Consider the following 21,462-nt stretch of genomic DNA (forward strand, 5'->3'; position numbering starts at 1 on the left):
TCCATACTAAGGCTTAAGCACAACCTTGATGCAATCCTCTTCCTTCTCATTGAAGACCTTGTACGCATGTTCTGCTCTGCTGATCGGCAGCCTGTGCGTAATGATATCCGTTGGATCAAATACATTTTCTTTAATCATTGAATATAAAGCGGGCATGTAGTGAATAACCGGAGCCTGTCCCATCTTAAGTGTAATATTGCGCTCAAACAGATGTCCCAGCGGGAACATATTATAGTTAAGCCCATACACACCGACCAACTGGATCGTTCCGAACTTACGCACGACCTCTGCAGCAATCCTGAAAGCTCCAAGCGAACCCCCTTGCAGCATCAGTGTGGTTTCCACCTTTTCCACCACTGTTTTTTTGGCATCGAGACCGACGCAATCAATAACTACATCTGCTCCACCGCGCGTAATTTCTTTTAAATGTGACTCAATGTCCTTCACTTTCTCAAAATTGAAAATCTCCACATTATTGGTCTGCTTGGCATGGTGGAGACGATACGGAACATGATCTACGGCAATCACCCGGGATGCCCCTTTGATCCACGCGAACTTTTGAGTCAACAGCCCAACCGGCCCACAGCCCAGAACAATGACCGTATCTCCCCGTTTGACGCCGGCGTTCTCAACACCCCACCAGGCTGTCGGCACGATATCTGAGAGAAACATCAGCTTCTCATCATCCATCTCTGCATCCTCAGGCACAACAAACGGGCCAAAATTGCCATAGGGTACACGTAGCAGCTCAGCCTGACCGCCGGCAAACCCGCCATACGTATCTGAATAGCCCAGATAACCACCTGTATCCTTGGCATCGTTGGCATGATCACATTGGCTCTCCATTTCATGACGACAGAAGTAGCACTGGCCACAGGCTACGTTAAACGGAACAATGACACGGTCGCCCTTCTTCACCTTGGTGACCTCCGGACCCACGTCCTCCACGATTCCCATCGGTTCATGCCCAATAATGTAATCGTCATGCATACCAGGGATTTCTCCATTATAGATGTGGAGGTCCGAGCCGCAGATGGCTGTAGAGGTTATACGGACGATGATGTCATCTTTTTTCTCAAGCTTGGCATCAGCAACTTCTTTGACAGCTACTTTCTTCTTGCCTTGATAGGTTACTGCGATCATGTATGACCACTCCTTCGGATGAAGAGATATGAACCAGCAGGCTATAATTCCTGCAATCCATACTATGTTATGCCCCCAAATCCTTCAGGTTTATCCATGCAAGAGAGGAGAATACATCATCAGTGCAACATTCTCGGCAACCGCTTCATCGGCCACCAACTCGCCTTCAGGCGTCATTACCTTGCGCCGGATGCGGTTTCTGCGGATGTAACCTCCCCACGGTTCCAGACTGATCACATGCTCCGCTTCGTAAACTTCATACGTATAGAGTGGCTCGGCATCACAGCGCCATTCCCCATATAAGTGAGTGTCATCCAGCCACAGTCTAAGCTGATAGGTTTCTTCGGTCGGATTCAGGAGCTGCAGATCCAGATAGTTATAAGCACAGGTCGCCCCGCTGCCAAAAGGCTGAGTCCGTTGTTCATCCGGAAATACATCATAGCTGTGGCGGTGCCGTTCCGTAACACAAAGCGTCGTATGCAGAGTCATCCAGTAGATGAGATTGGATAACTGGCACAAGCCACCCCCGGTTCCGGAACGAAATCCGCCGTAATACAGAACCATCCCATCAAGGTACCCCTTCCGCCGGGTCGGCTTTCCGATGTTCTGCCAATAAGAAAATGTCTCACCGGGGCGTATTATCAGACCATTTAGCTTCGAGACAGCAAGCTTCAGGTTTGTAATTTTGTTATACTGCAGCTGCATATCAACATTCCGCAGACTGCGCAGCAGCGGTGTTGCATGACTGGCGTAACGAAAATGAAGATCTTCTGCAAGATGCACCTTGGCTCTCTTCTTCCGTTGTATTACCCATTGCCCGTATCTTTTCCAGGTAAAATACTGTTTTCCGGCAAAAAGTCTCAGGGGGGAACGCCGGATTGGCTTCATGGCTGCTTTGGCGGTATCCATTAGAATTCCACCACTTGTTCCTTAAGAAGTTTGGCAAATCTCCCTCCAATGACCGAATTGTGATGCTTTACAATTTCGCCCCCGCTTAAGCTTTCATTGTCAAAGGTAGTATGCGCATCCTCAACCAGCACACTTGAGTATCCCATGCTGAATGCCCGTCGGGTGGTAGTATCCAGACAGAACTCGCTTTGCATACCGCAGATCACCAGGTTGGTAATGCCTAGTTCCTGAAGCTTATCATGCAGATTTGTCCGGTGAAAGGCATCCCAGGTAGGCTTCTCGATAATCAACTCACCTTCCAGCGGGGTGACATGCCGGCTGATCTGCCAGGTGGGAGTCCCCTTAGTGTATTCTTGATCTTCAGTGTGCTGAATATATACAACCGGAACGCCTGCTGCCCGGGCTTTATGCAGGAGGGAGACGATTCTGCCCGTCACTTTCTCCTCCTCATACAGCTTCATGTCTGGATAAGAATACATTGCTTCTTGAACATCGATGATAACTAACGCAGTAGAATCATTTGCCATTGGATAATCTCTCCTCATTCATATAATAATAACGAGCCCTATATCTACGCTAAAAATTATACCAGAACAGGAAATGATACGGCTTCATTTTTGTAACAGTTGCTTCCAACTTGCGAATATCCAAAAAAAAACGGACCTCTGCAGTGCAGAAGTCCGGCTGATTATCCAGTTTATAAATTATTTCCCCCGTTTATTATGCCAAATGAGTGCGTGCAGCTGCGGGAGCACCCTCGCCTTATTCATCTCAGAATCAGCGATGACCAGATTGAACAGCCATTCCAGCCGTCCCAGCAGACGGGCCGAAATGTCTCCCTCTTCCGTAACATCATCATTGCCAGGCTGCAGGAAAATCGGGACCTCCGGATAGCGTGTGTGGATGCTTTTCGCATATTGGTAATCTTCATCATTAAACACTACAACCTTCAGACTGTAGGCAGACTTGCCTTGGGTCTTCAGTTTGTTCATAATGCCATCAAGCATCTTCCAATCGGTCTTCATCCCTGAGCTTGGCGGTTTAGGGCTAATGGTAAGCACATCCACATCGTAGAACCAGTCCTGCCATCTGCTGCCCTGCGTTTCAATGGCTGCCTGAATCCCGCGCTCGTGAAGCAAATCGATGAATGTGCCCACTCCTTCACCAATCAGTGCAGGGTTACCCCCGGAGATGGTCACACAATCAAAATTATCCCCGGCAAGAAGCGTGAGCTCATCCATAATCTCCTCAGGCAAAAGCATCTTTACTTTATCCTTGGCCGATCCGTCCCAGGTAAAAGCGGAATCACACCAGCTACAGCGGTAGTCGCAGCCGTAGGTGCGGACGAACATGGTTTTGACACCAATTACCGCACCTTCACCCTGGATCGTTGGACCAAACATCTCAATTACCGGCAGCTTACTCACAGTCACAGCCCCCATACAGGCGGTAGGATGGCCCCTCATCAGGAATATCCGCTGCCAGCACTTCCGCCCAGGAAGTTGGAGTCTCCCACAGCTTAACGGAATACAGCGGGAGTGAGACCTGCTTCAGACGGTAGGCAATATATGCCGACATGTTTTCCACCGTTGTACGGAACGACAGCAGTGCCACCTTTGAACCTGTGTTTACCAGTGTCTCCAATACAGGCTCATTCCCCATAGCCAGAAAAGCGTGATCCAGATGGTCCAGAAGACTCTCCTGCACCGTTGCCTTGATGTCGCTGAAATCAATGACAAACCCTTCGTCAGAGTGTCCCTCTCCTACCAGCGGCTTGCCCTTCAGCACGACCTCCAGCTTGTAGGTATGGCCGTGCAGGTTGCTGCACTTCCCTTTGTGGCCTACCAATTGATGAGCGGAGTCAAAAGTAAAGATTTTGCATACAGATACTTCGCCCATCATCAGGATACGACCTCATTTCGTTCCGCTTCATATTGGTCCAAGCCACGTTTCCGCAACAGACAAGCCGGGCAGGTGCCGCATCCGCTGCCAATAATTCCGTTATAGCAGGTTAGCGTATGCTCACGAACGTAGTCAAAGTATCCGAGCTCGTCGGCCAGCTTCCAGGTTTCTTTTTTATCCAGCCACATCAGAGGCGTATGAATGACGAACTCGTAATCCATGGATAGATTAAGAGTGACATTCAGTGATTTCACAAATACATCCCGGCAGTCCGGGTATCCGCTGAAATCGGTCTGGCATACCCCGGTAATGATGTTGGCATACCCAAGCTGTTTGGCAAGAATCGCTGCAAAAGACAGGAACAGAAGATTACGCCCATCCACGAATGTACTCGGCAATTCCTCCCCTTCACCGGCGGCAATCTCTATATTATCCCGGGTCAGCGCGTTAGGCGCCAGCTGATTCAGCAGGCCCAAATCGAGAATATGCTGCTTCACATTGAATTTCTCGGCTATTTCCTTGGCGACCTCAATCTCCGCAGCGTGGCGCTGATTATAATTGAAGGTCACCACTTGAACCTCTTCGAACTGCCGCAATGCCCATATCAGGCAGGTTGTGCTGTCCTGGCCGCCACTGAATACGACTAAAGCTTTTTTGTTCATCGGTTATTCTCCTCTCACTTGCCCCGGTTTAACGGTTGTCCACTTTCTCTGGATACAGGTCATGATTGATCAGCCGGTGCTCGGCCATCGCTTCATATTTGGTTCCCGGACGCCCCCAGTTGCAGTAAGGATCAATGGAAATCCCGCCACGCGGGGTGAACTTACCCCAGACTTCGATATATTGCGGCTTCATCAGGGAGATCAGATCATTCATAATGATGTTTACACAGTCTTCATGGAAATCCCCATGATTACGGAAGCTGAACAGATAGAGCTTAAGTGACTTGGACTCCACCATTTTTTGCTCCGGAATGTACGAAATGTACATGGCGCCGAAATCCGGCTGGCCGGTCACGGGACACAGACTCGTAAACTCAGGACAATTGAATTTCACAAAATAATCGCGGTCGGGGTGCTTGTTGTCAAACACCTCCAGAATGTCCGGATCATACCCGAATTTATAGGTTGTTCCTTGATTGCCCAGCAGGGTAACCTCCTGCATTTCCTCTTTCAATCTGCCTTCTGACATGACAAAAAAACCCCTCTCTTTTCCTCCGGCAGTTCACCGGAACTGGAAAGAAGAACGAGTTTCGAAAACCTGGCTCTACTAAGAAGAAACGCCTCCCGCCCAATTCGAACGGATGTATAATGCTGACTGACAGGCGCTGTCTTTTTGCGCACAGCATAACAGGAAGAGAAGTACAGGCGGCTGCCTACACTTTTCCTGGACCCCTTATTTCCGGGATGATTTATGCCAAAACGGTCTTAGTTTTTTATAGAGGGAGTTTGCGAACCTCTCCTGTGCTCAAGGCCCAGAATTCTTCTTTATGATATTACTGGCGAATTGAACTATACCATGCCGGGCGGTGGGTTGACAACCCTCACAGATGATCCAAAATCAGTGAACAGAGCATCCCCATCGCGGCAACAAGTCCGGTCAGCGGTCCGCCTTCCTCATAGGCTTCCGGCATCATGCTGGAGGACACCATAGAGATAATTCCTCCCCCGGCAAAAGAGGCGATCAGCGCCGTCGTAGATCCGCTGGCATGATCCATGAACAAGTATCCTGCACCCGATGCGATGGTGGATATCACAAGAACGCCGAGCCATAATAAGACGATCTTACCCCTACTGTAATTGTCCTGCTTAAGCCCTGACGTACTGGACAAGCCTTCAGGAATATTGCTGATGAAGATAGCAACAACCAGCAGCATGCTGACCCCTTGACCGGAGATCAGACTGGCACCGATCATAATCGATTCCGGAATAGCATCCAGCACTGTTCCCGCAAAAATAGCCATACCACCTCCCTGCGCCTTCGTATTGCTGCTGTCTCTGACGGATCGTTTACGTCCTGCACCGCCTTTGTGCGAGATATACCAGTCAAATAGTGTAAACACCACTGCACCGGCTGTGAATCCGATAATGGCCGGGATAAGCCCCCCTTCATTGGCCGAATCATCCAGCAGTTCATACGCCGCCGCACCAATGAGTACCCCCGTACCGAAAGCCATAATGAATCCAATCAACTTGTTCGGGATCGGCAGATATAACGCCAGCAGCGCTCCAAGTAGCACAGCAGAGCCGGAAATGGCCCCCCATAACAGAGCACTCCACAATAGATTCACCTTCCTTAACTAAAATAGCTCAGATATAAATAGAAGTGCCTGATAGTAATTTACACTAGAAAAGAATATTACAATCATCTGCAGGTCCGGTAGTGAATTTATTAACGTCATGAATTATTAAAGTAATTAAATTATATTCCATTATCCAACTAAAAGCAGTATTCAGAAGACTGGATTCAATTTCGAAGAAAAGGGTAACTTAATTTCTATAATCTTCTTGATAAGGATGGGATCAACTGATGGATCAAAGTGTACAGAAATTAATGGATTGGCTGACCGCCCAAGGGGGCGAAACCCTGGTGATTGACAAACAGGAGATGAAAGACCTGGACACCGTCCACTTCAATCTGGAAACCGTGGATTATCGTGATGCCGAAGATGTTATTGATGAATATCTGGACAGTGCACTGATTCTGCGTGGCACAGGCAACACATTGAACAGGGATGGCGAGCTTGTACCACTGCCCCAGCTGAATTACGAGATTGCTGTCAGCGGGCTTCAACTGGATACAGTTCATGACGGTCAGGTTGAACTGCGGACAGACAGAGCCAAATATTCCATCTCCAAAAGCTGAATACACCCATTCTCAGGCAACAATGCTCCATACAAAAAAACAGGACGCGGTATATGAACTGCGTCCTGTAATATGTTACTCTTCTCCAATAATCTTAACTTCCGTCTCCAGCTCTATTCCGAACTTATCCTTAACCGCAGACTGAACATGATGAATCAAACCAATATAATCCTTGGCCGTGGCATGATTGGTATTCACAATGAATCCAGCATGCTTGCGCGACACTTCGGCTCCCCCGATTCTTATTCCCTGAAGTCCGCTCTCTTGAATCAACTGTCCGGCGAACCTTCCTGGAGGGCGCTTGAAGACACTTCCGCATGATGGGTATTCCAGCGGCTGCTTGGATTCACGCTGGTGCGTCAAATCATCCATGGCCGCCTTGATACTCACAGGATCACCTGGCTGCAATGCAAATCGGGCCTCCAGCACGATGAATTCGCCGCTGGCAAAGACACTTTTGCGGTAACCCCATTCCAGTTCGTCACCTTGGAGTGTCACTAGCCGTCCCGCTTTGCTGATGGCAAGTGCACTTTGCAGCACATCCTTGACCTCACCGCCGTAGGCACCAGCATTCATATATAGAGCTCCGCCTACAGTTCCCGGAATTCCGCAGGCGAACTCTAGGCCTGTAAGTTTCTTCTCTAAGGCAAATCTGGATACTTCGATGATCTTTGCACCGCACTGGGCATAGAGCAGATTGTCCCTTAGTCCCATTTCGGTTAAGTCAGCTGTATGCAGGACAATCCCGCGGATCCCGCCGTCACGGATAATAACATTCGATCCGTTACCCAGAACGGTCAACGGGATTTCATTTACACGGGCATATGTAACAATGGACTGAAGTTCCTCGTACGTCGCAGGTGCTGCCAGAATATCAGCCTGCCCCCCCATACGTGTGAACACATAACTCTCCAGCGTCTCACGCTGCTTCACCATGCCCGTCGGAACCAGCTGCTGCAGATCCTCATATATTTTGCTGATATTCATGTTCTTTGCTCCTTTGACTCTATAAAAATAATGTCCCTTGATTCACTATAAGAGCGAGCCCCGTTATTTATATGCAATTAAGGAAGGTGGGATTTAACCAGGGCAACCACAACTTTAACAACGAACAGGCTCCCTTGTCAATGACGGGAGCCTGTGGCCAGCTGCATATATAATCATTATGAGTCACATTTCACGTTTATAACCTGACCTTGTGCGAAGGCTGGTTCTTAAGGAATTCACACCGCTTTGTATGCTGCCAATTCATAAGGCAGACAGAGTGGCACTCCTGTCCGTGGATCAGGGATAATATCCGCTTCAATCCCGAATACTTCACGCAGTACACTTGGCGTCATTACCTCAGCCGGTGCCCCTTCACTAATCACATTTCCGGATTTGATTGCTACCATATGCTGGGCATAACGGGAGGCATGATTCAAATCATGCACCACCATAATTATGGTGCGTCCTTCTTCCTGATTAAGCTTCTGCAGCAGTTGTAGAACCTCCAGCTGGTGAGCCATATCAAGAAAAGTTGTCGGCTCGTCCAGGAAAAGAATATCGGTCTGTTGCGCCAGAGCCATTGCAATCCAAGCCCGCTGGCGTTGTCCTCCGGATAGACGGTCAATTGGGCGGTCGTGGAACTCTTCCATACCCGTTACCGAGATCGCATTTGCGATAATGCTGCGGTCCTCAGAAGTAAGCGTACCAAAGCCCTTCTGATGTGGATAACGCCCATAGCTCACCAGCTCAGATACCGTAAGTCCGTCTGGTGCAGTGGGATTCTGCGGCAGGATCGCCAGTTGCCGGGCTACTTCTTTGGTAGACAGGTTATGAATCGACTTGCCGTCCAACATCACGCTGCCGCTCTTAGGCTTCATGATACGTGCCATCGTCTTGAGAATGGTAGATTTCCCTGAGCCGTTTGCCCCTACTAGCGCAGTGATTTTCCCTGTTGGAAGAGACAGGTTCAGTCCTTTGACAATCAATGCCTCCGCATACCCAATACTTAACTGATCTGTGTTCAATCGATCCGACATTATCTTCACTCCCTAAAGTTTTATGGTTTCACAGGGATCTCTTCTCTCAGGTAGAGCAAATTAGCACCGTAGATTTATAAAATCCTGTATATGTAGAATCTAATTGCTTCAGAGGGTTGTATATCTTCGCCGCGCCTCATTAAATGATATTGATTCTCATTCTCTATGTCAATATAAATATTTTCTTTTTGCAGTACCCGTTCTTCTTCACAGATGCTCTGTTAAGTTTTCCAGAGAAATTTCCCATGTCTCACTGCAATACTCTACTTTATGAATACTAGTATAAGATGCCGGAAATGCCTTCCTGCTTTTGTTCGTCCATTCTAATCCTTTCAGAATATGATAGATTATGAAATAGATTGCCATAAAAATCTCCCCTTGAACTGTTCTGATTATTCCTAATAATACCATGAAAAAAGGCAGCTCCCGAAGTATCCGGAAACTGCCGTGCTATGAAGTACATCTTATTTGTGCAAATGATAAGGCACTGTTGCTACTACGATATCTTTTTGATTCATCAGATAAGAACGGATGAACAAGCTGGTCTGATTATGCAGAACCGCCTGCCACCAATGCTTGGTAACGAACTGTGGAATAAGTACTGTAATATGATCGGTTGAAGCGGTCTTCCACTCGACTGTTTCAATAAATTTGACCAGTGGGCGCAGAATGCTGCGGTAGCGGGAACGTAGAACAATCAAGCGTACTCCCGGATTCCATTCCTCCCACTTTTGTTCCATTTTGTTAATTTCTTCTTCATCGAACCCAACATAGACGGCCACCACATTATCCGTTAAGGACTTGGCATAGCTGATCGAATGCAGTACGGCTCGTGTCACACCCGAGACAGGAACAACCACAGTGCTTCCTTTGATGCAGGGTTTATCCGTTGCCGGACAAATACGCAGCTGATCGGCGGTATTGAGGTAATGGTGGTGTATACGGTGGAATACGAACATTACAACGGGCAGGAAGATAAAAGCCATCCAGACACTGGAGAACTTCGTAATAATGAAGATCAGAGTAATCGTCAGAGTAGTTAGCATCCCCACCGTATTCACGGTAAATTTATTCTGCCAGCCTTTAGGTTTGGTTTTATACCAGTGCACCATCATCCCAAGCTGGGACAGCGTAAACGGAATAAATACACCCACCGCGTACAAAGGAATCAGACTTTCTGTATTTCCATGAAAAGCAGCCACAAGCAGGGCTGATAATACACCTAGAAAGATAATACCATTTGAGAAGCCCAGGCGGTCACCGCGGACCATAAATGCATGGGGCAAGTACTTGTCTTTGGCGAACATAAACGCCAGCAGCGGGAAAGCGGAATAAGCTGTATTGGCTGCCAGGAACAGAATCACAGCTGTAATCCCTTGTATGAAAAAGTACAAACCGCCACGTCCAAAAGTAGATTCAGCAATTTGGGATACAACCGTGGCTTTGGTATCCGGTGTAATTCCGTACCAGTAGGCAAGCAGTGTGATTCCGGTAAACATACTTCCCAGGATAATTCCCATCAACATCAAAGTCTTCGCTGCATTTTTCTCCGCAGGCGCCTTGAAGTTTGGAATGGCGTTCGATACAGCCTCTACCCCTGTCAGAGCTGAACAGCCGGAGCTGAAAGCCTTAAGCAGTAAAAACAAACTTACATTCGATACCGCTGCCCCAATCTCAGGGACATTAGCATGGGCTCCGCCAGTAGCATATTTGAATACCCCTGCAATGATCAACACGAAGATCGATACCACGAATAAATACACGGGAATTGCAATGAAAGATGCAGATTCCGTAACGCCCCGCAGATTGACAATAGTCAAGAGCAGAATAACGGTTACGGCGATTAACACACTATGATTATGAAGATTTGGAAAAGCGGATGTGATCGCATCCGTACCCGCTGATGCACTAACCGCTACGGTCAGAATATAATCTACCAGGAGCGATCCGCCAGCAAGGAGTCCGGTAGGAACCCCGAGGTTGCTCTTGGCTACGATATACGCGCCTCCGCCCTGCGGATAAGCAAAGATGGTCTGACGATAGGATAAAATCAAAATAGCCAGCAAGCCCAATACGGCTAATGCGATTGGCAATGAGTACCAGATGGCTGTGAAGCCTGCGGCCACCAGTACAATCAGAATTTGTTCCGTTCCGTAGGCTACAGACGATAGCGCATCAGAAGACAGGACAGCCAGTGCTTTCACCTTGGATAACTTTTCATGATCTAGTTCGTTCGACTTCATCGGACGCCCGATCAATAGTCGTTTTACCTTGCTTACCATTGTAATAACAGTTCCTCTCTTTGCTTACGTTGAAACGGTAATACCGTGCGCTGTTTTCATTGGTGGATTTCATAAATGCAGGCACAAAAATAAGCATACGGAAATGATCCGCATGCTTACGCATCGTCATTATCCCACCATTGCTTACGAGGTTAGCTGGCGGATTCGGGCTGTGGTAGCCCTACGGTTGCAGCCCTTCCGGACCGTTCCCGATTCACCCCTTTGGCGCTTAGGCCAATGTTGGTTCCCCCGTTTTTCCATACGGAAAATTCAGCGCATATTCAACTTCTCACAAGGTCTAATGATAGTCTACAATACGTCTTCCGTAAAGCGGTGAAAAAAATGAAAAAAGAATGAAAAAACATCCAATTTACGCAAAACCAAGATGAGAGATAACGCGATCTTTCATTCTCTGCGATTATCCCGTCATCACGTGTTTTTTCAGGGTTTTGAACCTCATTTGTGTCTGAAATTTCAGGAATGATTTGTGCTCTAAATTCTGCAGTGGCTTCAGCTACTCTACTGTGTCCTCTTTACGTCCGGTCCAGAGCAAAATCGTGATAAGAGCAAAGGCGATCAGCGCAAGCAGTGGAATCGTAATGAACCCAAAAAAATTCAGATAATCTTTATTGCAGGGCACGCCAATTGTACACGGGAGCACCTTGCTGAGTGCGGGAATCTTCTGCTCGGCATAATGATAAATAGAAATGCTGCCCCCAATAAGGCTTAATGGAAGTACATAGGGAATAATTTTTTTGTCATTCCGGTATGTAGCTACTCCCAGGAGAATCAGCTGCGGATACATGAAGATACGCTGGAACCAGCATAGCTTGCAAGGCTCATATTTCAGCACTTCACTTAGGTATAAGCTTCCCGCTACTGCAATAACAGACACAAACCAGGCCAGATAGAGACAGTGGCGTCTGCAGAACGTAGAGAACTTCATCACTCGGCCTTCACTGCTTCGGACGCGGACTTAATCTGTGCCTTAATGGCTTCCATTTTGAATGGCTCATCTACTTTGTGTCCATTGATAAATACAGTAGGCGTGGAAGTAACTCCTGAAGCCTTGGCAAGACTGATATCACTTTGCAGCTCACTCTTATAGGTCTTCTCCTTGATATCCTTACGCAACAGATCCAAATCGATAGGCAGCTTTTCTTTCTCAGCCAGGCTCACCAGGAACTCCTCTGTAGCCCATTCTGCGTTTTCATCCCCTTGATTGGCATAAATCGCATCGTAATACGTCCAGAAAGCATCACTGTTCTGATGGTATACAGACAGGGCTGCCAGGGAAGCTGTCTCAGAATCCGGACCGATAAAGGCCATATTTACGAAGTATATAGCAGCCTTATCCTGATTCACATATTCCTGAGCCAGCTGTGGCTTGATGACACCTGCAAAATTGGAGCACGCCGGACATTTGAAATCACCGAATTCAACGATTTTAACGGGTGCATCTGCTTTACCTAGTCTTGGCAGTTCACTGTAATTGAAGTCAACCGCTTTGCCTGAACCTGCATTTGAAGATGAATCCTTCGACGCAAGTATAAAAAGAAGGGTGAAAATAATCACTACAATGGCTACTGTGCTAATAATCAGAATTCTCGTTTTCTGCTTCTGCTGTTCCTGCTCTGCCCTGCGTTTCTCCGCTTTACTCATTTGGGGAACCATGACACTGTTTTTTTTAGATTTGTTCAAATGAGAGTTCCTTTCTGTCCCGGCGGGACTGTTGAAATGATGGTATTTCCTTTAAAATTATATAATTAAAACTCTCACATTGGCAAACCTTCATTCATACCACCTCAGACTTCTCATTACGTTCTTATTTTCCTGATGCCCCGAAGTTCTTTGTTGATGAGAAGGCTCCATTCGCCGTAAAGGGACCCAGAGGCTGAAAACACTCCCCCGCCTCTGGCATTATCCGACCATATGCGGGAAGCATCCACCGGTGAGTCATTTTCAATTCATTATGACTTGCAGTAACCTGCTCCACATCCCTATTCCAAGGGATTTTTTATACAAAAAAGACACAGCGCCTTTCTTGACGCCATGTCATGGATCAACTTCTATGATTTGATCAAGCCCCAGCCTCTTCAGCCAAAAACTCGACTTTCATTACTTTAATACGGGATATCCGTTTGTTGTCTGTTTCTTCTACCGCAAATAAATGACTATCAAATTCGAATGTCTGGCCTTTTTGCGGCGGGTTTACTTCAAGCTTGGAATACAACCAGCCGCCGATGGTATCATAATCATCCGTTTCCATGTTCAACCCCAGCCGGTCGTTGATCTCTTCAATCAGCATCAAACCGTCAATGGAGAATTCGTTCTCTCCCAGCTTCTCTACCCCAGGGCGCTCCTCGTCAAATTCATCCTGAATTTCACCAACGATCTCCTCCATGATATCTTCAAGCGTAACCATGCCGGAGGTGCCACCGTATTCATCGATCAGAATAGCGATTTGCGTCTTCGCACGCTGCATTACTTTGAGCAGTGCACTAATCTGAATCGATTCTGGAACGGTAAGAATGGGACGAATCAGTTCATTGTATTTGGGTGCATTGTCCCGGATCAGATCCTTGATATGAATAAAGCCCAGAATGTGGTCCTTATCACCGTCGCAGACCGGATATCTTGTACGCATCCCGTCAAAGGCAATTTCCATATTTTCTTCAACCGTCAGATTATTGTTCAGACAGATCATTTCTGTACGCGGAATCATAATTTCGCGAGCCATCGTATCGGCAAACTCGAAGATATTATCCACCAAGGTCATTTCTGTATTATCGATCAGTCCACTCTTGTTGCTCTCCTGCATAAGGATGCGGATTTCTTCCTCCGTATGTGCTGTAGCCAGCTCCGAGGCAGGCGATAAGCGGAAAATCCGCAGCAGACCGCTGGCCAGACCTTTAACGATCCAGATGAAAGGATACATGATCCGGTAAAAAACATTCATCGCACCTGCGGTTAGCAGAAGTACCGCTTCAGCTTTGTTCACTGCAATTGTCTTGGGAGCAAGTTCTCCGAGTACAATATGCAGAACCGTGATGAACATAAAAGCAATAATCAGCGAAATCACATACACTGAAGTTTCGCCAAATCCTAGGCTTGTTACAATGGGTCCCACAATCGTAGCGATCGCCGGTTCTCCCAGCCAACCAAGTGCCAGAGAAGCAAGAGTAATGCCAAGCTGACAGGCGGACAGATAACCATCCAGATTGTGTACGATATTACTTGCTGCCACTGCCTGTTTGCTGCCTTCCTCCATCAGGGAATCTATGCGTCCGCTTCTTACCTTCACCATCGCATATTCAACCGAAACAAAAAAGCCATTTAACAGAACCAGCAATATAATAAGACCTACATGTAATATACCGGGTAAAGGGTCGCTCAATTTATACTCCTATCCACCGTCTCCACGATTCAGGCGGATAGGCCCACCTCCTTCGTTTGTTCAAAATGTCGGCTATTGCAGCAACAACAGTTCCTTTCTGAATCAATTTCCCAATGCATTCATCTCCTGACTGGAATCACGAATATATATATACACATTATTATAATATTACTTTGCGTATAAAAACAGGTGCGAACAAGTGTAAAAATATCATCCTTGTTTGCGCTGTATCAATAATAGTAATTCCGTGAAAGAATGATCCTTCTTCTACCTTAGGTTAAATCTTAAATACCCCTTCCGTCAACCTCAGTACACCGGAATGCTAAGAAACGGCAACCGCCCTTTGTAAAGGCGTGTTGCCGTTTCCCTGTTAAACTAGGATATGCGTATTGTCGTTAACGATAGTTGCGTGTAGTCGGAGGATTGCCAATCGTACCGGGGTATTGATATACAAGCGGCTCATCAAAGGTAGCATAATCGAAGTTCACCATCAGCAGCACAATGCGCTGTCCGGTGGTTTTGTCGCTGATAATAATGTGGTCACGGCCTGCAGCTTCCAGAACACCAGTATAGACCTTGGCGTTCCAATCTTTGTTATTCTCGTATGTGAAGTAAAAGGTGCCGACTTTGCCTAGATTCAGCCGGAAAATGTTTTCGATGTATGATTGCTCATAGACTGGAGCGGTAGTCGATACTACGTTGCCGGTTGGAGTCATTGGGCTGCCGCTGGTGACTTGAGGGGGCGGTCCGCTCATCGTACCCATAGTGCCCATAGTACCACCCATAGTACCCATAGTGCCCATAGTGCCCATAGTACCAGTACCCATAGTACCCATAGTGCCCATATTTCCCATTCCCATTGGGCTCATGCTATGCATGCCGTTCATATTATTCATGTTGCCTACATTGCTCATGTTGTTCATATTGTTCATGTTGTTCATGTTGTTCATTGCACCAGAGGGATTGCTGCCAATCGTATACGTAACGGGGCGGTAAGGTTGAACGATCATCTTTAAAAAACCTCCTAGTTATTGTTGGTGTGCAGGCTGATTCGGACAGCCTAAGGTAAGCTGAAGCTCGTTCTCAAGCTAACGGTCACTCAGAGAAACACTACCTGGAGTAGAACCAGATTTGGGCAGCGGAAGCGAAGCACCGAAATTCCCGGCTGCATCCGCATCCGCCGACCTGAACGGTTTAGTATACTGCAGGACAGTCCTCGCTTGTGGGAGTGTAAAAGCAATGTGCTTTATACCGGCCGGTATTCTGCTGGTTGAACCAGGTCGCCGGGCAGTCTCCGACGGGACGAAAAAACCAGAGGGCGTTAGATGCCGGCCTGGTTCGTTCACCACCGATAGCACGTCTGGCGAGACGGATATCGGACTCCCTGGCCCGCTGGTAGAAATATCCTTTCTGCGGAGCTTCGAAGCCACCTGGACTCTGAAAGACCATGTCATTCACATTGCGGATGTTTTTGAAATCCAGACAGTTGCCTAGTATCCGGTTGACGCCAACATTGCCGACCATTAGCATGCCAGAATCTCCATCCTCCTCGGCTTCTGCCCGCATCAACCGTGCAAGTACCCTTACATCCCCCGAGTTTGCTTTAATTACGGCCACTCTTTCTCCTCCTTAGCCTACACTTTCTCAACTGCTCGCTGTATTGTATGTGCATTCGCCTAAGAGGTGACTGCTGCGCCCAATTTTCTCCCTGTTCCTGTTCTCAGAATCCATTCGGGTTCTGGCTCACAGATCATTTTACGTGTTATTCCGCCGTCAATCACCAGCTAAGCACCTGTGACAAAATTGTTGTCCGCTGTAGTCAGATACAGGCTGCAGATATTTCATGTTCTGATTACACTCATAGGTAGTTAAATTTCACATCATACAAATATCCCCTTGTTCCTCGAACCGGAAACAAGGGGAATCTATAGTATACGCCGCTATTCTGTAAACAACTTACATTTTTCCTATTCTGCTGTTGAGTAATGGGGCTGCCGTTGAAATCCCTGGTATCTTGTACCCTGATAAGTCAGAATACCCCTGTCTCCCTCCGCACTCATGCCGTATTCATTGCCGTCTACCTTGAACTCCATCCGCACGCCATTCTCCAGCTCATAGGTCAAATAATAGGTGGTGTTCGTCCGGCTGTTATTGCTGTCATCCTGCAGCTGTTGCCGGAGTTCACTGCGTTTGCTGACGATACGGGCAGGGATGGTCAATAGGGGCGAGCTGTTGTTCCGGCTCCACACAAGCAGCCCCCTGCCTGCAGAAACAGCGACAATGCCAATCACCACAGCAAGAAAGATCGGTATTACCGTCCCCGTAAGATCAAACATCCAAGCCGGATCCGGGCCCATTCCCATGACTTAATCCCCCTTATTCCCCATGTTCTCCTGTTCCCTGCCAGGATACAGGCACTTCTGTACATGTATATGCCCCAGGTATTCCATACAGCATTACAAAAACATTATTTTCGATGATCTATAATTGCAGGCAAGGCAAAAAGACCACTCAGCTCTCTTTTCAGAGATAAAAGTGGTCTTCATTAACGTTGATCCGGTAACTTCGATTAAGCGTGTACGAGATCCAATAATTGCTTAGTTTCATCTGTTTCTTCAGGAAGCATTCCATTGTCTGCCCAGCAAGCTTTGCATTGTTCTTCTGTTTCACACAGGTGTGCATCATCACAGTTGTAGCACAGTTGCAGAAGGTTTCTGGTTACAAAATCCGTTTCGAAAGTTTTCATTTTAATCTCTCCTATTCGGGATGAAAGTTTGTGAAAAAATGAACTTGTTCTCTATGTGTTAAATATATCACAGTATTATTCGTTTGTCATGTGATTTTTTTCACATTTTTAAAGAAAATTTTAAATAAGATTTTTGATGCTTCATTTTTCATAATCGAAATCTATCAAATAAAGAGAGCCCAGCCAACCCGAATTAGGTTGTTGGGCTCCCCTCGTATTCACGATCTGAATTTACATCACCCGCCAGCTTAACCCTCCATTAGTGGTCTGGAGCAGGATAGATTTGCGGTCTTCTTTTTTCTCAATCAACAGCCATCCCACCTCGGAGGAAACAAACTGCAGCTTCACAATCTCAGGATACTCCGCTAGCTTCGATTGCAGCACACCGCTGGCAGGAAGCGCCGTCCAGGTCTGGCCCTGATTCGTGGTCTTATACAGCACATCCTTCTTCAGGGTCCAGCCAAGCTGTGCGTTCAAAAAGGCGGGGGCAATATGGCGGTTGATCCCCGTCTGGGGTCCCAGTCCAAAGGTTACAAATTTCCAGTTCCCGCCCCCATTAGCTGTAAAATAACCATTGTAAGTAATACTGCCTTCCTTGTCCTTTTGGCACCCTACAGACATCCATCCATTCAGACTGGCCTTGTCAAAAAAATCAGGCTCCCCTGTGATTACCCGGTCACAGCCCCGTAACTGTTCATTAACGAGAAATTCCGGACCCTGATCCCAGGTTACCCCACTGTCTTTGGTCATGTAGATTTTGGGAAGTGCACCGGTCTGTAAGGTCACAAAACCATGTCCAAAATCCTTGAACACCATTCCCGTAATCACACCGGATATCGGGATCGTATTATTCGGCAAGTTAGGGTTATATTGCTCGTTTTGCATGACCAGGTTCCAGATCGCTCCACCATCGTTTGTAGCATACAGTGCTTTGCTCTCTTTGGTGGCTTTTGCATCCCAGGAGGTCATCAGCCATCCGTGATCTGGGGAATTGAAATAGATCGAAGAAATCGCATTAGCATCAGGAAAAGAAGAAATTTTCCAGCTGCTTCCCCCATCTGTCGTGCGTAGTACAACCGTTTCCGTATGACCCGACGCGCTGCGGATGATCCATCCATTGCTCGGATCTGTGAAGAATATGTCTTTGCCATAGACAGGATTGGACAAAAACTGGACATTCGAAGATGGCGAGATATTGCTCCATGTCTTGCCGTTATCCATCGTCATATATATCCGCAGCTCATTTTTGGTTACGCCCCAGGCTAGCCCTATGGCATCATTCAGCAGTCTAAAATCCGTCAGACGGGTCTGAATCTGATATTTCGGCGTACTTTTTTCGTTGTCAATATTTTGGGCATCCGGGGTAATCAGTGTAATCGTCTGCCCCTCTTCCGGCGCTTCCGTCGGCTGTGGGGGCTGGGAAGGTTCCGGAGAAGGAGAAGAGCAAGCAGAGAGTATAAGCAAGGTCAGGAGTACCGTAAATACAGCTCCTAGAGCCTTAAAACCTGTAATCTTGAATGACAAAGCCCTCTCCTCTTCCTGCATTAATTATTTGTTATGATTCAGATTACTTCTCTTGTAACCGTATAAAGCATAGATGATTAAACCAATAACCAGCCAAATCACAAAGCCGATCCAGGTGTCTCTTCCCAAATTATACATCAAATATCCACAAGCCGCCGCACTGAGCAAAGGAATTACAGGCACCCATGGAACTTTAAATCCTCTTTTCAAGTTCGGATGGGTATACCGCAGTGCGATTACACCCAGCGAAACGACAAGAAAGGCGAAAAGTGTACCGATACTGGTCAGATTAGCCAGGCGGTCCAGCGGAACAAAACCAGTGACCACAGCAATAATGCCGCCTACCATCCAGGTGCTGCGTACAGGGGTGTGCGTCTTAGAACTGACTTTGGATAAGGTCTGCGGCAGAAGTCCGTCCCGTGAAATCGCAAACATTAGACGGGTCTGGCCGAACAGCAGCACGAGCAGAACTGTAGTCATCCCGGCAATTGCCCCCACGGAGATCAGCCCGGCGATCATATTCTGGTCCACAAAACGGAGTGCAAAAGAAACCGGATCACTGACATTCAGGCTTTGGTAAGGGACGATCCCGGTGAGCACCAGCGATACAACGATATAGAGCACCGTACAGATCGCCAGGGAGGAAATGATCCCGATGGGCAGATCACGCTGCGGCCGTTTTACTTCTTCTGCTGCGGTGGATAAGGCATCAAAGCCGATATAAGCAAAAAATACAGTAGCTGCACCATTGACTACACCATGCAATCCAAAGGGCATAAAGGGCGTCCAATTCTCCGGTTTCACATAGAAAACACCAGTAACAATAAACAAGATGACCACCGTCAGCTTGATTATTACCATAATGGCATTAAAGCGGGCTGTTTCCTTGACCCCCCTGGTCAATAGGAAGGAAATCAGCAAAATAATGATAATTGCAGGCAGGTTGATAAACGTTCCTTTGTCCGCATTATAAGCCCCGGAGAGGGCTGTGGGCAAATGCAGGCCAAATCCGTCAAGGAGACCCTGGAAATATCCAGACCACCCGCTACTTACCGCTGCTGCTGCAACACCGTACTCGAGCACCAAATCCCATCCTAGAATCCAGGCTAATAGTTCACCAAAAGCCACATAACTGTAGGCATAGGCACTACCCGATACCGGAATCGTGGATGCGAACTCTGAATAACACAATGCTGACAGCACACAGGCAATCCCTGCCAGCACGAATGACAGCACCAAGGCAGGGCCCGCGTGCTCTGCTGCCGCCACTCCCGTCATTACAAATATACCGGTACCAATAATCGCCCCCACACCAAGCATGGTTAGATCCAGAGCACCTAATGTCTTGCTGAGCTTGACTCCTTCGGCGCTTGCTGGAGCACTCAAAGGTTTCTTGCGGAATAAATCCATTCGTTCATTCTCCCCTGTCTTCTATATAAATAGATCATGCTATAAAGAAGCGGCCAAACTAAAGAACAGATAACCCAAATAATTACAAGAAATATGGAAATACTACACATTACTTACTCAGTTATTCCAAAATCCTTGTTAGTTTGCCCATTTTCGGGTAATGGATTAAATGCGGACCGCTTGAAAACACTAACCTTAGCGCTTATGATGGATAAGATTGGACACAAAAAATTCAAAAACTCAGGAGGAGATATAGCAATGGCCCCCCCATTCAAACCAAATCGTGTCGTAGTGATCGGCACTGGTGCAGTCGGCACTACTACGGCCTACACTTTGCTGCTGCGCAGACGCATGCAGGAGCTGGTTCTTATTGATGTGAATCATCAGAAAGCCCTTGGTGAAGCACTTGATATGAACCATGGCATGCCTTTTGTCGGTGGCGTGAAGCTCTGGGCAGGAACCTATGAAGATTGCCGTGAAGCAGATATCATTATTGTGACCGCTGGCGCCTCCCAAAAACCCGGTGAAACCCGGATTGATCTGCTGCGCAAAAACATCTCGATTTTTAAAGACATTATCCAAAAAATCACGAAATACAACCAGCATGCTATTCTGCTGATCGCGACGAATCCAGTGGATATTTTGGCTTATGCCACACTCAAGATCAGTGGCTTCGACCGCAGACGTGTTATCGGCTCCGGAACAGTGCTCGATAGTGCAAGATTCCGGTATCTGATTGGCCTTCACAAAGAAATTGACCCGCGCAGCATTCACGGACAAATCATTGGTGAGCATGGTGACTCCGAGCTGCCTGTATGGAGTCTGTCCAATGTCGCCGGGATTGATCTCGGTTTTGACGAAGCCGAACGCCAGGATATTTTTGAGGACACTAAAAATGCCGCTTATGAGATCATTGATGCCAAAGGTTCAACCTCCTATGCGATTGCTCTGGCACTGGATCGGATCGTAGATGCCATTCTTAACAACGAAAGTGCCGTGCTTAACGTCTCCACGCTGCTTAACAATTATAATGGAGTCTCCGATGTTTTCCTGGGAGTCCCATGTGTAGTTGACCGTTCCGGCGTACGTGAAGTACTGGATCTGCCGCTCAGTGAAGAGGAGAAAGCCCTATTCCAGAAATCCGGTGACAAGCTGAAAAGTGAAATCTCTAAACTGGAGCTATAGACTATACTCTGGCAGTTCCCGACTATTTCCCCCTTCCATTAGGGAGGAGATAGTCTTTTTGGCATATTCTTACTT

The 21,462-nt window shown here is 47.3% G+C and carries 22 protein-coding genes and 2 riboswitches; of the genes, 2 read left to right on the plus strand and 20 right to left on the minus strand.

Annotation, left to right across the window (positions count from 1 at the left end; all coding sequences use genetic code 11):
• Nucleotides 1–6: 6 nt before the first annotated feature.
• The 8 genes from A3848_RS08220 to A3848_RS08255 all read right to left on the minus strand — a co-directional run bounded on the left by A3848_RS08220 (nt 7) and on the right by A3848_RS08255 (nt 6,235).
• Nucleotides 7–1,143 (minus strand): zinc-dependent alcohol dehydrogenase, encoded by a 1,137-nt coding sequence (locus A3848_RS08220; protein ID WP_074084467.1) that lies wholly within the window; start codon nt 1,141–1,143, stop codon nt 7–9.
• A 90-nt stretch (nt 1,144–1,233) separates the two neighbouring features.
• A complete protein-coding gene (locus tag A3848_RS08225; RefSeq protein WP_256702229.1) occupies nt 1,234–2,052 on the minus strand; it encodes a VanW family protein in 819 nt (272 codons plus the stop codon).
• Nucleotides 2,052–2,579, minus strand: a complete 528-nt coding sequence (locus A3848_RS08230) for a cysteine hydrolase family protein (protein WP_074084468.1) — start codon at nt 2,577–2,579, stop codon at nt 2,052–2,054. Before A3848_RS08230 ends, A3848_RS08225 begins: the two co-directional genes overlap by 1 nt.
• Nucleotides 2,580–2,756: 177 nt before the next feature.
• On the minus strand, nt 2,757–3,479 hold the full coding sequence (gene queE, locus A3848_RS08235) for a 7-carboxy-7-deazaguanine synthase QueE (protein ID WP_178381934.1): 723 nt from the start codon (nt 3,477–3,479) through the stop codon (nt 2,757–2,759).
• The gene (locus A3848_RS08240; RefSeq protein ID WP_256702230.1) at nt 3,472–3,951 is read right to left on the minus strand and encodes a 6-pyruvoyl trahydropterin synthase family protein; all 480 of its coding nucleotides are present in this window, start codon (nt 3,949–3,951) and stop codon (nt 3,472–3,474) included. Before A3848_RS08240 ends, queE begins: the two co-directional genes overlap by 8 nt.
• A 2-nt stretch (nt 3,952–3,953) precedes the next feature.
• Nucleotides 3,954–4,616, minus strand: coding sequence for a 7-cyano-7-deazaguanine synthase QueC (queC, locus tag A3848_RS08245; protein WP_074084471.1), 663 nt, complete (start codon nt 4,614–4,616; stop codon nt 3,954–3,956).
• Between the two features lie 28 nt (nt 4,617–4,644).
• Nucleotides 4,645–5,145, minus strand: a complete 501-nt coding sequence (gene queF, locus A3848_RS08250) for a preQ(1) synthase (protein WP_074084472.1) — start codon at nt 5,143–5,145, stop codon at nt 4,645–4,647.
• A gap of 230 nt (nt 5,146–5,375) precedes the next feature.
• Nucleotides 5,376–5,419: riboswitch (PreQ1 riboswitch) on the minus strand.
• Between the two features lie 78 nt (nt 5,420–5,497).
• The gene (locus A3848_RS08255) at nt 5,498–6,235 is read right to left on the minus strand and encodes a ZIP family metal transporter (protein ID WP_074084473.1); all 738 of its coding nucleotides are present in this window, start codon (nt 6,233–6,235) and stop codon (nt 5,498–5,500) included.
• A gap of 248 nt (nt 6,236–6,483) precedes the next feature.
• On the opposite strand from A3848_RS08255, the gene ymzB reads away from it, so the two are divergent.
• Complete coding sequence (gene ymzB / locus A3848_RS08260) at nt 6,484–6,819, plus strand: protein YmzB (protein ID WP_074084474.1); 336 nt, start codon at nt 6,484–6,486, stop codon at nt 6,817–6,819.
• Between the two features lie 75 nt (nt 6,820–6,894).
• On the opposite strand, the gene murB is transcribed toward ymzB, so the two are convergent.
• The 12 genes from murB to bcaP form a co-directional block, all read right to left on the minus strand.
• Nucleotides 6,895–7,806 carry a UDP-N-acetylmuramate dehydrogenase gene (murB, locus tag A3848_RS08265; RefSeq protein WP_074084475.1) on the minus strand — a complete coding sequence of 304 codons (912 nt, stop codon included), beginning with the start codon at nt 7,804–7,806 and terminating at the stop codon, nt 6,895–6,897.
• 236 nt (nt 7,807–8,042) lie between these two features.
• Nucleotides 8,043–8,843: an ABC transporter ATP-binding protein gene (locus A3848_RS08270; RefSeq protein WP_074084476.1), complete on the minus strand. Its 801-nt coding sequence runs from the start codon at nt 8,841–8,843 to the stop codon at nt 8,043–8,045.
• Between the two features lie 464 nt (nt 8,844–9,307).
• A complete protein-coding gene (locus A3848_RS08275; protein WP_074084477.1) occupies nt 9,308–11,125 on the minus strand; it encodes an APC family permease in 1,818 nt (605 codons plus the stop codon).
• A 126-nt stretch (nt 11,126–11,251) separates the two neighbouring features.
• Nucleotides 11,252–11,411: riboswitch (cyclic di-AMP (ydaO/yuaA leader) on the minus strand.
• A 228-nt stretch (nt 11,412–11,639) separates the two neighbouring features.
• Complete coding sequence (locus A3848_RS08280) at nt 11,640–12,071, minus strand: disulfide oxidoreductase (RefSeq protein WP_074084478.1); 432 nt, start codon at nt 12,069–12,071, stop codon at nt 11,640–11,642.
• Nucleotides 12,071–12,787 carry a DsbA family protein gene (locus A3848_RS08285; protein WP_256702233.1) on the minus strand — a complete coding sequence of 239 codons (717 nt, stop codon included), beginning with the start codon at nt 12,785–12,787 and terminating at the stop codon, nt 12,071–12,073. The genes A3848_RS08280 and A3848_RS08285 overlap by 1 nt, the downstream gene beginning before the upstream one ends.
• Before the next feature lie 418 nt (nt 12,788–13,205).
• Nucleotides 13,206–14,522, minus strand: a complete 1,317-nt coding sequence (locus A3848_RS08290) for a hemolysin family protein (RefSeq protein WP_074084479.1) — start codon at nt 14,520–14,522, stop codon at nt 13,206–13,208.
• Nucleotides 14,523–14,917: 395 nt separating this feature from the next.
• A complete protein-coding gene (gene gerQ, locus A3848_RS08295; RefSeq protein WP_256702237.1) occupies nt 14,918–15,325 on the minus strand; it encodes a spore coat protein GerQ in 408 nt (135 codons plus the stop codon).
• A 391-nt stretch (nt 15,326–15,716) separates the two neighbouring features.
• Nucleotides 15,717–16,139 carry a cell wall hydrolase gene (locus A3848_RS08305; protein WP_074084481.1) on the minus strand — a complete coding sequence of 141 codons (423 nt, stop codon included), beginning with the start codon at nt 16,137–16,139 and terminating at the stop codon, nt 15,717–15,719.
• A gap of 350 nt (nt 16,140–16,489) precedes the next feature.
• Nucleotides 16,490–16,879 (minus strand): DUF2500 domain-containing protein, encoded by a 390-nt coding sequence (locus A3848_RS08310; protein WP_074084587.1) that lies wholly within the window; start codon nt 16,877–16,879, stop codon nt 16,490–16,492.
• Between the two features lie 212 nt (nt 16,880–17,091).
• The gene (locus A3848_RS32195; protein WP_167374778.1) at nt 17,092–17,268 is read right to left on the minus strand and encodes a hypothetical protein; all 177 of its coding nucleotides are present in this window, start codon (nt 17,266–17,268) and stop codon (nt 17,092–17,094) included.
• A gap of 231 nt (nt 17,269–17,499) precedes the next feature.
• Nucleotides 17,500–18,792, minus strand: a complete 1,293-nt coding sequence (locus A3848_RS08315) for a WD40/YVTN/BNR-like repeat-containing protein (protein ID WP_178381935.1) — start codon at nt 18,790–18,792, stop codon at nt 17,500–17,502.
• Nucleotides 18,793–18,816: 24 nt separating this feature from the next.
• Nucleotides 18,817–20,202 (minus strand): branched-chain amino acid transporter BcaP, encoded by a 1,386-nt coding sequence (gene bcaP, locus A3848_RS08320; protein ID WP_074084483.1) that lies wholly within the window; start codon nt 20,200–20,202, stop codon nt 18,817–18,819.
• Between the two features lie 258 nt (nt 20,203–20,460).
• On the opposite strand from bcaP, the gene A3848_RS08325 reads away from it, so the two are divergent.
• Entirely contained in the window at nt 20,461–21,387 is a 927-nt protein-coding gene (locus A3848_RS08325; RefSeq protein WP_074084484.1) for an L-lactate dehydrogenase, read from the plus strand.
• Nucleotides 21,388–21,462 lie beyond the last annotated feature (75 nt).

Origin of the sequence: Paenibacillus sp. P32E (assembly GCF_001909085.1) — a bacterium.
Taxonomy (GTDB): domain Bacteria; phylum Bacillota; class Bacilli; order Paenibacillales; family Paenibacillaceae; genus Paenibacillus_AQ; species Paenibacillus_AQ helianthi.

Bases quoted from the DNA above. Each gene is read 5' to 3' on its own strand.
- A3848_RS08220 (WP_074084467.1), bottom strand. From the start codon at position 1,143: ATGATCGCAGTAACCTATCAAGGCAAGAAGAAAGTAGCTGTCAAAGAA.
- A3848_RS08225 (WP_256702229.1), bottom strand. From the start codon at position 2,052: ATGGATACCGCCAAAGCAGCCATGAAGCCAATCCGGCGTTCCCCCCTG.
- A3848_RS08230 (WP_074084468.1), bottom strand. From the start codon at position 2,579: ATGGCAAATGATTCTACTGCGTTAGTTATCATCGATGTTCAAGAAGCA.
- A3848_RS08240 (WP_256702230.1), bottom strand. From the start codon at position 3,951: ATGGGCGAAGTATCTGTATGCAAAATCTTTACTTTTGACTCCGCTCAT.
- queC (WP_074084471.1), bottom strand. From the start codon at position 4,616: ATGAACAAAAAAGCTTTAGTCGTATTCAGTGGCGGCCAGGACAGCACA.
- queF (WP_074084472.1), bottom strand. From the start codon at position 5,145: ATGTCAGAAGGCAGATTGAAAGAGGAAATGCAGGAGGTTACCCTGCTG.
- ymzB (WP_074084474.1), top strand. From the start codon at position 6,484: ATGGATCAAAGTGTACAGAAATTAATGGATTGGCTGACCGCCCAAGGG.
- murB (WP_074084475.1), bottom strand. From the start codon at position 7,806: ATGAATATCAGCAAAATATATGAGGATCTGCAGCAGCTGGTTCCGACG.
- A3848_RS08270 (WP_074084476.1), bottom strand. From the start codon at position 8,843: ATGTCGGATCGATTGAACACAGATCAGTTAAGTATTGGGTATGCGGAG.
- A3848_RS08275 (WP_074084477.1), bottom strand. From the start codon at position 11,125: ATGGTAAGCAAGGTAAAACGACTATTGATCGGGCGTCCGATGAAGTCG.
- A3848_RS08280 (WP_074084478.1), bottom strand. From the start codon at position 12,071: ATGAAGTTCTCTACGTTCTGCAGACGCCACTGTCTCTATCTGGCCTGG.
- A3848_RS08285 (WP_256702233.1), bottom strand. From the start codon at position 12,787: ATGAGTAAAGCGGAGAAACGCAGGGCAGAGCAGGAACAGCAGAAGCAG.
- gerQ (WP_256702237.1), bottom strand. From the start codon at position 15,325: ATGGGCACTATGGGTACTATGGGTGGTACTATGGGCACTATGGGTACG.
- A3848_RS08310 (WP_074084587.1), bottom strand. From the start codon at position 16,879: ATGGGCCCGGATCCGGCTTGGATGTTTGATCTTACGGGGACGGTAATA.
- A3848_RS32195 (WP_167374778.1), bottom strand. From the start codon at position 17,268: ATGAAAACTTTCGAAACGGATTTTGTAACCAGAAACCTTCTGCAACTG.
- bcaP (WP_074084483.1), bottom strand. From the start codon at position 20,202: ATGGATTTATTCCGCAAGAAACCTTTGAGTGCTCCAGCAAGCGCCGAA.
- A3848_RS08325 (WP_074084484.1), top strand. From the start codon at position 20,461: ATGGCCCCCCCATTCAAACCAAATCGTGTCGTAGTGATCGGCACTGGT.